Raw genomic sequence first — 10,342 nt, forward strand, 5'->3', positions numbered from 1 at the left:
TGTGGGAGCTTATATTCGGGAGAATGTAGCCAATTCTTACCGCGCTGGAATCGAACTTTCTGGGGCATATCAAGTTTCAAAATCCCTGACCTTGGGAGGAAACCTTACTTTAAGCCAAAATAAGATTGAGGAATTTACAGAGTATGTAGATGATTACAGTACTGCAGAATTCCAGCAAGAGGCATTTGTCTATGAAGATACAGACATCGCATTTTCTCCAAATACTATTGCATCCGCAGTTATTGAGTTTAAGCCGATTGATAATCTTTCGCTCAATTGGATGTCAAAATATGTAGGGAAACAGTTTCTGGATAATTCAGCCAATGACAGTAGATCTTTGGATGCTTTCTTTACCAATGATATTCGAATCAACTACCAGGTTCAGCCGAGATTTTTCAAAAGCCTGGAAGTCAACTTGCTGGTGAATAACATATTCAATGAACTATATGAGCCAAATGGCTATACGTTTAGCTATTTCATTCCAAGCGATTCTGGAAGAGAATTAATCACCGAAAATTACTATTACCCGATGGCTGGAACCAACTTTATGTTGGGGTTGAATCTGAAATTCTAAGAATTAAAATCAACTAAAGCACGGATTTCAACAGAATTACTTTCTTAAAATCTGTGCTTTTTTTGACTTAAAAAATATAGTCGAAAAAGTGGAATTTAGTTCTTCAAATGCCTAAACCATCCCCAATTTCCTTCATCGCTTCGATCGCATCTTTTTCTTTATTAAAGTCAAATGCTAAAAACTTTGTGCCGTTTGCAATTAATACACATTTATAGACAGTGGTATTACTCGATAGTGTAGGGCTGATTCCATTTGGGGTATTTACACTTTTATAGCTGTGATGAATTAATTCAACACCTTCAATTTTAGGTAACTCCACCCATTCTCCCATTTTGAACCAAAGGAAACTTTGATATTCCTTAAATTTTCTAGTCTGAAAATTAATAATGACCCCTGAATGGATTGAGAGCAAAAGAAATCCAATTAAAACTGCACCTCCACCAACAATCCCTATTTTCAGTGAATTAGTATTTACCTCGAAGAAAAAAGGGAAAAGTAGAACAATGATACCACAAGCAATGAGGCATATTCCTAATAGCTGAGCGCTATCAATTCCTGGCGATTGTTTTTTATAAGTGAATTGACGTTGATTCATTGATTCCTTAATAAAGGAAACATTTGCTCAATTACATACTATTTCAACACTTAGATCTATTTCCTGATCAACTAATGTGCGATCTACCCAACTACCCCTGTAGGCAATATCCCATTCAAAGCGATCAATTTGAAGGTATGCTTGAAAATGGTTATTACTTACTTTTTCCGCCTCAAAGTGTACAAAATTTGAAGTTCCTTTGATTATGAGTGATGCGGTGATTCCTAATTTATTATTTTGAAGTTTTTCAATTGAGCGAAAATATAAAACCGAAAAAGGGTACTTATCCACATCAAAAAAGTCAGGGCTTTTGAGGTGATCTGTAAGATTTTTGATTGGAATAGGATCAGTTGCTGGGATATCTGTTACTTTGATTTCACGCATATTCACCTTGATTTCCCCACCTGAAAGCTCCTGATTTTGAAAGAGTAAAAATCCATTTTGAATAGCAATATCGCCTTCGTGACTTCCCAACCCCATCATCTTCGTTCCTTTCCAGACTATCTTAGATTTAATAGGATCAATAGTTAAGGTATCGAATTTAATGGCAGCAGAGGAGATGAAGCTGTTCTCAAAATCGAACCGACCGCTTCTTTCTTTTTCCTCTGTAACACTGAAAAGCAAAAGTGACATGAAACCGAAAACCGCTTTATTCATAATCAGGTATATTTAAGCCTAGAATAAGATTACGATGTATGGTAAGAATCTTATTTTCAAAGATTGGGTTTGTTAAGCCAATACCACCTCTAAAGTCTAAGTTCTCCTTGATTTGATCCGTCAAAAGTGGGTCATCTTCGAAAACATATTCATCAAGATAATATGCTGTTTTTCCGGGTTCCTTGACTGTAAGATGAATGTGTACTGGTTCAAATCTACTTGGATAGGCACCGGGTAGAAAGGTGTAAAAAGTATAATTGCCAGTAGCATCCGTTTTCACCCAACCACGAATAAAACCATGGCGTTTTGCCCAGCCTGTTTCATCTCCTTTCTTCTGATAAATACCATTTCGGTTAGTATGATAGATGTAAATGATCACATCTGAAGCAGGAGTTTTTCCATCCATATCAAATACTCTGCCTGTGATTTTTAGCTTGGGCTCATTTTCCAAAAAGAGCGGAAGCGTATCGGTCGGACCAAGCTCTTTTTCACCATACTCAAAAATAGCGTCACAACCTTCACATGCACCTCCAACAATTTTATCAGAGGATCTTTGAGCTTGACATGAAAAAGAAATTAATACCGAGAGAAATAATAGTGATTTTGTCATCGCTGGATTTTTTCCAAAAGGTTGGGAAAAGTTCTTTTGACAAAAAATCGACTTGGCTAAGAGGATGGAAAAGTAGGTTAAGACGATTAACGAGATGAAAACTTCTGTTTGAAGTTATCCACATAATTCCTGCTTAATCGGAGTTCTTGATTATTAGAAAGATGGATGTCGTAGTCACCATTGAGACGGGACTTGTACGAGCTAACCTGTGTAAGATTAACAATAGTTGACTTATGAATTCTTACAAATTCCTCAGAATTCAGTTTATTCAACATTGATTTAAGAGTCTCTGAATGCAAATATTTTTTTGCAGCAGTATGAATCGCTATGTATGGGGCTTCAGCTGCGATGTAGATAATATCAGAGGTTTTAATCCCAGTTTTTGTCCGGCCAGATTCTACAATAAGTTGGTTAAGGAATTCCTTTTTATTGACTGTTTCTTCTATCAAATTCTTTTTCCGAATTAGTACCAAAGCAATGACCGAATAAATTAACAAGTATTTATAGAGGTCTTCGGAAAGAGTAAATCTCAAATTTCTGAGGAAGTTAAATGTGTGGTCATAGAAAAGGGCTGAAATCAAATGGACTAAACCCGCGAAAAGCAAAATATGAAAAATGGAGGCTAGGAATACAAAAAGAAGCCTTTTTACCAATAATCCTTGAATAGTTTCAAGCGTTGAAATCCTTTTGAAAACAAGATTAAAGAGGAGTGCAACCGGCAAAATCAGAATCCAAAATAAATTGAAAAGGAAAGATTCCGAAGCGTAAAATGAATAGTCGTTGTACCGTGAATGAAGGTAATCCTGAAAAATCGTGACCAGCAAAACCAGAACCAAGACGACGATGTATTTCAGTGTCGCTTTGATTCTGGGTTTCTTTTGCAGGATATTCATCTGTTTATTTTTATTTTTTCAATTACCAGATAGAACCTTTTACGATTTCATAAAGCTATGATTTAGCTGTCAGCAGCGCAAATAATTTCTCATTCACATATAATTACCGGTGTCTAGTTTCCAATTTCGGAGTACGTCATCAGCTGAGAGCCTATTCAAATAGTTCGCAGCATTGAATTCCTATGCTTCTAAACATATGTAAAGATTTTGCGATTTTCTATCCATAAGTAGAGGGTATGTAAAGCAGCTATACATTCCGGTAAAAATTAGAAGCAACCTTTGATTCCACCCAGGTAGACAAAATAACTAATCCTTCAAATGTTCTTTCAAATGCTTAAATCCTGCGAAAAATCAATCAGGAAACACAGATTTATCCATCCCTGGCACAATCCTTAAAGCATTTTTATAATATAACTTTTTCAAAACTTCATCAGAAAGTCCCAAGCCATACATAGCCCAGAATGCATGATATTTTTTGTAATAAGGAAAGTATTCATCCTCTGTTTCCAATACTCTGAAATAGGTATAATACTCTTCTTTGTTATAGGCATCCTTACCAAAAAGCACACGATCCTGATATTTTTCAAAAAACTCATTCGCTCTTTTCGGTTGTCTCCCAAATTCAGCGATTACTGCACCAATTCCGAAATTGACATTTGGGTATTTCTCCAAATGAGCACTGGCAGCATCTAGATCATTGGCCATCCAGCCCATGTGTGCATTGATAAAAGTCGTCTCAGGATGCTTTTCAAAAACATGATGTTGCTCAGCCATGATTTGATCGAAAGGAGCAGGGTTATCATCTCCTCTCTTACGGCCGGGATGTGTTTTCAATTCCAACCAGCGCTCATTATTGGCATCCATTTCCTGCCAAAACTGAGCTGGATCGGCTGAATGTATGATAACTGGAATTCCTAATTCACCAGCTTTAGCCCAAACAGCATCTAAGTCAGGATGATCTACCGGAACTCGATTTCCATTCACATCATTCACATTCAATCCCAGACTTTTGTAGATTTTTAGTCCACTTGCTCCAGCAGCAACATCCTCTTCCAATTCCTTCACGGCAATCCTAGTCCAGTTCTCATCCCCAAATCCTGCAAAATTCAAATTGGTGAACACCATAAATCGGCCAGGAGCATGGGTATTAAATTCCTTCATCATGGATCTGATGTATTCTTGCTGCGTATTACTATCTCCATTTCGAAAGCCCCTGCCGCTCAGATTGACCAATATTCCCATATTGAGTTCATCCATTTCGGAAATCAATTCATCTATTCTTTGCTCATTAATTCCTCCTTGATGAGAATGAATATCCACAAATGGGAATTTTGCTCTTTGAACCGGGTGTTCAGGTACCTTGAGCGTAGAAGGAGGATTATATTCTTCAAAACTCATTTCCTGAGCATATGTACCTGAAGAAAAGAGGATAAAAATTGAAATTGCGATTAGTTTCAAATCAAAACGTAAAGAATTTTTCATAAGTGCTAAAGGGTATTTAATGAACTAGTGAGCTGTATTTTAAATATTTCAAAACAATAACTTGTAAAACGGTAAATTTCCAAGATTGGTTGAAACTATATTAATTAAATGCCAAATAAACAAAAAGTCCCAAGCTATTTGGCCTGGGACTTTAGATTAATTTAGTCTAGGTTTTTACCTGCCAGTTCCTCCATTGATAGTTTGTCCAAAGAAAATCGCGTTCAGATAGAGTTTGTTTGTACCGAACCAAAATGCTCTAAAATTCATATTATCTGCAAAACCTACTATTCTACCACTTCCAACAGAAGAAATCCTAATCACTCCACCATTTTTCAAGCCCTCCAAATTAGAAGGATGTAAATATCCAGAAGCCAAAGGGCTATCGGTATACACCAAAGGGTTTGCATATGGATTCCCCGAAGGCTCCATAAATAAATTGTCATTTCTAAAAGTATGGATGTCAGAATTAGTATACCCATAACCTATCGGATGAGTTAAATCCAATTTTGCGTTAAAAATAGCACCACCAGTCACTTTTGCTCCCGTGGCATTCTCATAGTCTGCATAGTTTTTCTGAAGTCCTGTTTCAGGTTCAGAACCAGCTCTAAACGTAAATAAACCTACTTCCTGTGATACTAAGAACCTAAGAGCTCCTCCTTTTGCTACTAAGGTACCTCCCTTTGAAATCCATTCCTTGAGCGTTGCAGCTCCAGATTTGCCAAGACCATTGTAGCGACCATCAGGCATTAAGATCACATTGTATCGATCCAGAGTATTTCCCCCAATTGCATCCATCGGAAGAAGGGTGATGGCCATTTCCATTCGCTGATCGAGCAAATGCCAGATTTCCCCAGCCTCATAGCTATCTACTCCACCTTCTACAAGTAACGCTATTTCAGGTTTGTCCAATGGGTCCGTAAAAGTAGACCCCATATTGATCCCTGCGGTATAACCCGTATTAATGGCATAAATATCCACATGTGCTGCAGCAGCAATTTCATTCAATTTCTGATACATGGCGTTTTCATCCATTCCAGAGTCTCCTTTGCCAATCAAAATAGTACCTCTTCCAAATGTTTTGCCATCAGGAGTACTGAATTCTGCATGGGCCACTCGAACCAAAAACCCCGCATTCATTAACTTATTCGCAGCTTTCGGTGCGTAATAGTCTGTCCACTCCATGGCATATTGATAAGCCCCAGGAGCTCCAATTACTTTTCCAGGAGCCATTTTCAGATTAGTCTTATCGACTTTTTCAACACTGGCCAAATTCAAAATTCGGCTATTTAAAGCTTGATAATCCAAGTTGAAAGCCATCGGGTAGGTCCATGCTGAAATGTCATAAAATAAACTGTCTGCAAAAGAAGTTCGCGTCTCAAACATAGCTTTGATCAAGCGGTATTGAGGCTGATTAGCGGGAACGATATACGAATTCTCCTTTTTGAATTCTTGCCCATTTAAAGTAATATCTTCCTTAAGACTGAAGACCTCGATATCATGTTGAATGATTAAATCTGCCAGATGATAGCTTCTGGCATCATCCTCTTTGCTTCCAAAAATATATGCTTTATTAACATCAGCATCGCTTTCAGTTTTGATATCAGAGTAAAAATCCTTCATCCATTGATTCAACTCCTGACGCATTTCTTTTGCTGCCTGATAGGAGGAAAGGTTGGCAGTGAATTGATTTCTTATGGTAAACGGAAAGCTTAACATTCCATAGTCTGTTTCCTGCAAATGACCTCTGGAACTTGCCTGCTCAAATAAAATCCCTATAGAACCTTGGACGTCAGGATATGTCGATCCTTTTCCATAATAAAAATCATCATAGTTCTCTTGATTATAGTAAAGAGATCCGATCTTGTCTAAAGCCTTTGCATGATATGCACCGATTTTTTTGGTGAGTTCAAAATTCTTCTCTGGAGTAAGTGGGTGCATTCTGGCTGGAACGCCAGGCTGGAAGAAAAATGTACTGTTACTTCCCATCTCATGGAAATCCAAATGAATATTTGGTAGCCAATCCTGAAAGACGCGAACTCTGTTTCTTGATTCTGGGTGTTGAACCGGAAGCCAATCTCTATTCAGATCAAACCAATAGTGATTAGTCCTTCCTCTTGGCCACGCTTCATTGTATTCTCTACCATTTGGATCCCCGTTAAGGTTATAAGACTTATGAGAATTGACCCAAGATGCAAATCGATTCAATCCATCAGGATTGATTGCTGGATCGAGAAGTAAAACCATATTTTCCAAATCCGGCCCTACTTCACTTGCTGCTGCAAAATGATAGATTGCCAACAAAGATGAATTAGCCCCACTTGGCTCATTTCCATGGACAGAATATCCCATAAACATCACGATGGGCATGCTTGCTATATCCACAGAAGCTCCTGCATCTCTTAGTTTAGCTCGTTCTGCTTTAATTTGACCAATCCTCCCATGATTAGTGGGCGAAGTAATGGTCAATAAAACCTGCGGTCTTTTTTCATATGTTCTACCTGTTTCCTCAATAGTAACCCGATCCGAAGCAGCAGCGACTGCTTTCATATACATCACTAATTGATCGTGGCTCACATGCCATTCTCCAACCTCATATCCCAAAACTTCTTTTGGAGTCGGAATATTGGGATCATAGGTATAACCCTGAGGTAAATAATAACTCAAATCCACCTGAGCATAACTCATGATGGCAAAAAGAGATAACATCAACAATAGCGTACCCTTTTTCATATAAATAGATGGTTTAAACTTTCGACTAAATTCTTACTTAGATTCCTTAAAAAAAACTATTTTGGTTCAATGGTTAAAATAATTGAAGAAGTAACATGGAATTAGTAACACCATCAAATGGATTATTGGCTTGGCAACTAGGAGGTTTTTTAGTTTTTGTAGGCTATTTCGGATTTACTATCTATGCCTTGATTGATATGGTACGTTCGGATTTTCGAGATCAACACATGAAACTGATCTGGGCTTTGATAATTTTGATGATTCCGGTCATCGGCACTTTTCTTTATTTAAGTATGAACCGAAGAACAAAAAGAAATCATCGAAAATTTAACCCCAATTTTTCTTCGCATTCAAAACAAAGTAACTAAACATGGCTCTTTCTTTTATTCAAAATATGGGCGGAGGAATAATTCTTGTTTTATGGTTTTTTAGCCTTTTGTATATCATACTATGGATTTATTGTCTAGTCGATATTGTCCGATCAGAATACAAAGACCCCAGTATGAAGCTTGTATGGCTTTTGATTATCCTTTTTGCACAAGTTATAGGCCCAATCGTTTATTTGATCATGGGAAAAGGCACTAAAACTAATTATACTTAATAAAATATGTTTGGACTCGGATTTATTGGATTGGCTATCTACATCTTTACGATATACGATGTAGTCGTCAGTAACTTTCATAACTCAAATGACAGGTTAATCTGGTTATTAATCGTGGTTTTAGTTCCGTTTATCGGAACCATATTATGGTTTTTGATAGGTAGGGGAAAGAGAATCTAACCTTTTATTATCTACTAAAAATATCCTTCAAAGCTGGAATTAAAATTGGGTAATCAAATTCAAACCCTGCTTTTTGGATTTTTTGCGAGGAAACACGATTACCTCCTGTCACCATTTGGGACATTTCTCCAAGAATTAAATTCAAAACAAATCCCGGAACCCCAATTCCAACAAAAGGCTTTCCTTTTGCCCTTGCTGCTTCGTGAGTTAATCTATAATTCGTTGCCGGGTTTGGGGAAACAGCATTGAATATTCCCTGAAGCGTAGTTTTCTCCAAAGCAAAAATGAACATCTTTGCCAGATCCTCAATATGAATCCAGCTCATCCATTGATCTCCTTTACCAAGTGGGGCGGCAACAGGTGGTTTGAGCATTTCTCCAAGAGCTCCTCCTTCTTTATCTAATACAATTCCTATTCGTAGCAAAACTGTTCTCAAGTGAAGACTACTCTCAATCTTCTTCACCGCTGCCTCCCATGCGATCACTACTTCTGCTAAAAAATCACCTCCCGCTGCAGAAGTCTCCTCCATTAAAGTTGTGCCAGTATTAAAACCATAATAACCTATCGCTGAAGCTGAAATAAAAGTGTCTGGTTTTTTATCTGCTTTTTCTATAGCATTGTAAAGCATTTGGGTGGATTTGGTTCGGGATTCCAAAATCAACTTTTTACGTTCATCTGTCCATCTTTTATCAGCCACACCTGCACCCGCTAAATGAATGACAGCATCAGCCCATTCCATTGCTTCCGGTTCAATTGTTCCTTTTTCAATATCCCAAATAAAAGATTTTTGTGATTGCTTATTTCTGCTAAGCCAAGCCACGGATTTTCCCTGTGCTTCCAGTAAAGAAGTAATTCTTTGGCCAATCAGGCCTGAACCTCCGGTAATTAGGATATTTTGCATAGGGTGATTTTTTTGAAGTTAACCCGAAAATCGGGAATATGTTAATTTCAATTTTAGAGATTCCTCTTTCTACGTTTATACACTTTCATTTTCTATGCCTAATTTGGGAGAAACTTCTTAAAGAGGAATTGAACTTCACATCACTGGTTGCTTATTTATTTCGTTGGACTGGATTTGGTTTACTAGTCGGATTCTTTGCAGGAACTGCTTCTGCGTTTTTTCTAGTTGCTTTGGATTGGGCAGGTCAAACAAGGGATAACAATCTGTGGATAATCGCACTTTTACCACTGGGTGGTTTATTAATAGGGTGGACTTATTTCAAGTATGCCGAATCATCAGTTAGAGGAAACAACTTACTTCTAGAGGAACTTTATCAAACCCATAAACCTATCCCTCTCAGGATGACACCTTTGGTGCTATTTGGAACAATTGCGACGCATTTATTTGGTGGGTCAGCAGGCCGAGAAGGGACTGCAGTGCAAATGGGGGGCTCTTTGGCAGACCAACTCACCAAATGGTTTAACCTTTCCAAAGAGGAAAGAAGACTGGTTTTAATTGCTGGAGTTTCTGGAGGATTTGCCTCTGTTTTTGGGACCCCGCTTGCTGGAGCTATTTTCGCATTAGAGTGGATGCTCAATAAAAAATTTCGTTGGAAATCAGTATTTCCGGCATTTTGGACTGGCATTGTAGCAAACTATGTTTGTACAAATTTGTGGGGAGTCGGGCATACACATTATAGCATTCCAGAGGTTCCAGATTTCACAATTGTCAACTTTCTCTGGATTATTCCTGCGGGAATTGCTTTTGGTTTTTCAGGTAGATTATTTGCCCAAACTACGCACTTTTTTTCTCATCAATTTTCGAAATGGGTTTCTTATCCACCTTTAAGACCGGTCATAGGTGGACTCTTGATCGCGCTAATTGTATGGATTTCGGACACCACGGTCTATATAGGATTAGGGGTTCCTAGGATTGTTGAGGCATTCCAAACTCCTCTTCCTTGGTATGATTGGTTAGTAAAAACCGGAATGACCGGATTTACACTTGGGGCAGGATTTAAAGGAGGAGAAGTCACTCCTCTATTTTTTACTGGTGCTACACTGGGGAATGCACTTTCAG

The 10,342-nt window shown here is 38.0% G+C and carries 11 protein-coding genes and 1 pseudogene; 5 read left to right on the forward strand and 7 right to left on the reverse strand.

The features are described 5' to 3' along the window. Positions 1 to 574: pseudogene (locus tag Q0L68_RS01645) on the forward strand (TonB-dependent receptor); the annotation flags it as partial. Positions 575 to 677: 103 nt separating this feature from the next. Here the strand turns inward: Q0L68_RS01645 and Q0L68_RS01650 are convergent. The 6 genes from Q0L68_RS01650 to Q0L68_RS01675 all read right to left on the reverse strand — a co-directional run bounded on the left by Q0L68_RS01650 (position 678) and on the right by Q0L68_RS01675 (position 7,541). Beyond that, positions 678 to 1,169 carry a hypothetical protein gene (locus tag Q0L68_RS01650; RefSeq protein ID WP_296698473.1) on the reverse strand — a complete coding sequence of 164 codons (492 nt, stop codon included), beginning with the start codon at positions 1,167 to 1,169 and terminating at the stop codon, positions 678 to 680. A gap of 27 nt (positions 1,170 to 1,196) precedes the next feature. Continuing rightward, entirely contained in the window at positions 1,197 to 1,826 is a 630-nt protein-coding gene (locus Q0L68_RS01655) for a YceI family protein (protein ID WP_296698476.1), read from the reverse strand. Then, complete coding sequence (locus tag Q0L68_RS01660) at positions 1,819 to 2,436, reverse strand: intradiol ring-cleavage dioxygenase (protein WP_296698478.1); 618 nt, start codon at positions 2,434 to 2,436, stop codon at positions 1,819 to 1,821. The genes Q0L68_RS01655 and Q0L68_RS01660 overlap by 8 nt, the downstream gene beginning before the upstream one ends. Before the next feature lie 86 nt (positions 2,437 to 2,522). Further along, positions 2,523 to 3,329 (reverse strand): LytTR family DNA-binding domain-containing protein, encoded by an 807-nt coding sequence (locus Q0L68_RS01665; protein ID WP_296698480.1) that lies wholly within the window; start codon positions 3,327 to 3,329, stop codon positions 2,523 to 2,525. A gap of 351 nt (positions 3,330 to 3,680) precedes the next feature. Beyond that, positions 3,681 to 4,811, reverse strand: coding sequence for an amidohydrolase family protein (locus Q0L68_RS01670; RefSeq protein WP_296698482.1), 1,131 nt, complete (start codon positions 4,809 to 4,811; stop codon positions 3,681 to 3,683). Positions 4,812 to 4,985: 174 nt separating this feature from the next. Continuing rightward, entirely contained in the window at positions 4,986 to 7,541 is a 2,556-nt protein-coding gene (locus tag Q0L68_RS01675; RefSeq protein WP_296698484.1) for a M14 family zinc carboxypeptidase, read from the reverse strand. Positions 7,542 to 7,636: 95 nt separating this feature from the next. Here Q0L68_RS01675 and Q0L68_RS01680 point away from each other — a divergent pair, with 95 nt between their 5' ends. From Q0L68_RS01680 to Q0L68_RS01690, 3 genes are read left to right on the forward strand one after another with little or no spacing between them, the layout of a single operon-like run. Then, a complete protein-coding gene (locus Q0L68_RS01680) occupies positions 7,637 to 7,909 on the forward strand; it encodes a PLD nuclease N-terminal domain-containing protein (RefSeq protein ID WP_296698487.1) in 273 nt (90 codons plus the stop codon). Between the two features lie 2 nt (positions 7,910 to 7,911). After that, positions 7,912 to 8,142 carry a PLD nuclease N-terminal domain-containing protein gene (locus Q0L68_RS01685; protein ID WP_296698490.1) on the forward strand — a complete coding sequence of 77 codons (231 nt, stop codon included), beginning with the start codon at positions 7,912 to 7,914 and terminating at the stop codon, positions 8,140 to 8,142. Between the two features lie 6 nt (positions 8,143 to 8,148). Next, positions 8,149 to 8,322 (forward strand): PLDc N-terminal domain-containing protein, encoded by a 174-nt coding sequence (locus Q0L68_RS01690; RefSeq protein WP_296698492.1) that lies wholly within the window; start codon positions 8,149 to 8,151, stop codon positions 8,320 to 8,322. Between the two features lie 7 nt (positions 8,323 to 8,329). Here the strand turns inward: Q0L68_RS01690 and Q0L68_RS01695 are convergent, their stop codons facing one another. Continuing rightward, a complete protein-coding gene (locus tag Q0L68_RS01695) occupies positions 8,330 to 9,223 on the reverse strand; it encodes a TIGR01777 family oxidoreductase (RefSeq protein WP_296698495.1) in 894 nt (297 codons plus the stop codon). 128 nt (positions 9,224 to 9,351) lie between these two features. Here Q0L68_RS01695 and Q0L68_RS01700 point away from each other — a divergent pair. Then, the coding region (locus Q0L68_RS01700) for a chloride channel protein (protein WP_296698539.1) at positions 9,352 to 10,342 on the forward strand (991 nt) is incomplete at its 3' end.

It is taken from the genome of Algoriphagus sp., assembly GCF_024642405.1.
In the GTDB taxonomy this organism is placed as follows: Bacteria; Bacteroidota; Bacteroidia; order Cytophagales; family Cyclobacteriaceae; genus Algoriphagus.

Bases quoted from the DNA above. Each gene is read 5' to 3' on its own strand.
- Q0L68_RS01650 (WP_296698473.1), bottom strand. From the start codon at position 1,169: ATGAATCAACGTCAATTCACTTATAAAAAACAATCGCCAGGAATTGAT.
- Q0L68_RS01655 (WP_296698476.1), bottom strand. From the start codon at position 1,826: ATGAATAAAGCGGTTTTCGGTTTCATGTCACTTTTGCTTTTCAGTGTT.
- Q0L68_RS01660 (WP_296698478.1), bottom strand. From the start codon at position 2,436: ATGACAAAATCACTATTATTTCTCTCGGTATTAATTTCTTTTTCATGT.
- Q0L68_RS01665 (WP_296698480.1), bottom strand. From the start codon at position 3,329: ATGAATATCCTGCAAAAGAAACCCAGAATCAAAGCGACACTGAAATAC.
- Q0L68_RS01670 (WP_296698482.1), bottom strand. From the start codon at position 4,811: ATGAAAAATTCTTTACGTTTTGATTTGAAACTAATCGCAATTTCAATT.
- Q0L68_RS01675 (WP_296698484.1), bottom strand. From the start codon at position 7,541: ATGAAAAAGGGTACGCTATTGTTGATGTTATCTCTTTTTGCCATCATG.
- Q0L68_RS01680 (WP_296698487.1), top strand. From the start codon at position 7,637: ATGGAATTAGTAACACCATCAAATGGATTATTGGCTTGGCAACTAGGA.
- Q0L68_RS01685 (WP_296698490.1), top strand. From the start codon at position 7,912: ATGGCTCTTTCTTTTATTCAAAATATGGGCGGAGGAATAATTCTTGTT.
- Q0L68_RS01690 (WP_296698492.1), top strand. From the start codon at position 8,149: ATGTTTGGACTCGGATTTATTGGATTGGCTATCTACATCTTTACGATA.
- Q0L68_RS01695 (WP_296698495.1), bottom strand. From the start codon at position 9,223: ATGCAAAATATCCTAATTACCGGAGGTTCAGGCCTGATTGGCCAAAGA.